This window comes from Streptomyces ossamyceticus (assembly GCF_001418475.1).
Taxonomy (GTDB): Bacteria; Actinomycetota; Actinomycetes; order Streptomycetales; family Streptomycetaceae; genus Streptomyces; species Streptomyces ossamyceticus.
In genome coordinates this window covers 1-1,576 of record NZ_LIQX01000962.1, presented here as the reverse complement: position 1 = coordinate 1,576, position 1,576 = coordinate 1, and the positions used below count along the sequence as shown (strand labels likewise).

Below are 1,576 nucleotides of genomic sequence, written 5' to 3'. Positions count from 1 at the left end.
GCCCGCGCCCGCTCACCGGCGTCCATCGTCCCGGTGAGCCGGTCCCGGAAGACGGCGTCGACGAGCGCGGCCCTCGTGGGGAAGTGCCGGTACAGCGTCGCGTTGCCCACCCCGGCCCGCCGCGCGATCACGTCCCACGGCGCGTCCAGCCCCCACTCGGCGAACACCTCGCGGGCCGCCGCGACGAGCAGCTCCCGGTTCCGCCGGGCATCACGCCGCCGCCCCGGGGCCCCGTCCTCCACACCGCCGCCGCCCATCGCATCCTCCACACCCGACTGGCTCGACCAACCCGACCGACCGCCCGACCGCCCGACCGACCCGACCGCCCGACCGGGGCCCGCTCCCCGGCGTCGCCGCGCGCGATGCTACCGCCGCCGGAGTGACGGCCGGCCCCGTTCCCAGGGGACCCGCGCGGCGGCCCCGCCGCTCGGGCGGGGCTCAGCCGACGGCGGCCCGTTCGGCGGTGGGGGCCCGGCGCGCGGCCGGGCGGTCGAGGTGGACGACGACGGCGCCGTAGAAACGGTGCACGGCGTCGTCGACGCTGCGGATGAATCCGGACTCGGCGTTGCCGCGGGTGCTGCCCATGCCCTTGAAGAGGGACAGGCGGAAGCCGGTGATCTGCGCGCCGTTCGCCGGGAGCATGTCCCCGGGTTCGGGACGCAGCCGCTCCAGCGTGCCCCGCGGTCCGCCCATCTCCCCATCGACGAGCGTCTCGACGTGCAGATCGGCCGGTGCCTCCGCCAGCTTCCTGACAAGCCGTTTCGCCCAGTTCAGCGGGTAGCCCTGCTCGGGGGCCGGGATCTCGATGGAGGTGCGCAGCTTGCCCGTGCGCAGATCGGCGCTGAGCGCGAGGATGCCCGGCGTGCCCTCGATGCGCAGCTCCGCCTGGAGCCTTCCCTCCCGGCACAGCTGGTCGGCCATCTCCGCGCGGCGGACCTCGGGGTCGGTGCCCCGCCTGGCACGGCGTACGGGCAGCACCTTCTGGCCGAGTTCACCGCCGAGCCCCAGACAGACCTGGCGGATGAGCCGCTCCCAGCTCTCCACGACCTCCAGGGCACGGGGGTCGCCCTGACAGAGCGTCTCGTCGTCGATCCCGTTGCGGACGGGCACCCAGGCGGCGCCCATGTTCTGGAAGCCGTGGCAGCCGGAGTTCTCGTGCTGGAGGTAGTGCAGGAGTTCCTGGAGCAGCCAGGCGTGCGCGCTGTTGCCGACGCCCTCGTGCCGGATCAGCATCTGCGCCTGGTGGGCCACCTCGGCCCACGACAGATGCCGCAGCGCCACCTTGTGCTTGCGGCGCTTGTCGATCTTCACGTCGACGAGGGGGCTGCCCTCCAGCGCGACATCGTTCGACAGGGTGATCACGGCCTCGTAGCCGCGCCGGGCGGCGATGTCCATGTACGCCTGCACCTGTTCGGCCTTGAGGGCGTTGCCGTTGGTCTTGGTCTCCACGAGCGCCGTCCACAGCTTCCCGGCGCGTTCGACGCGAAGGACACCGTCCGGGCGGCGGGCCGGATGGAGACGTTCACCGAGGTCTCCCTGCCGCACGGGGAGACACCCCGCCGCCCGGCCGGTGTCC

Annotated in this window: 1 protein-coding gene and 1 pseudogene; both read right to left on the bottom strand. The window is 73.9% G+C overall.

The window, feature by feature from the left end:
* A partial coding sequence (locus AOK15_RS40990; protein ID WP_157870539.1) for a helix-turn-helix domain-containing protein occupies positions 1–257 on the bottom strand: 257 nt, incomplete at its 3' end.
* A gap of 181 nt (positions 258–438) precedes the next feature.
* A pseudogene (locus AOK15_RS40985) lies at positions 439–1,576 on the bottom strand (TerD family protein); the annotation flags it as partial.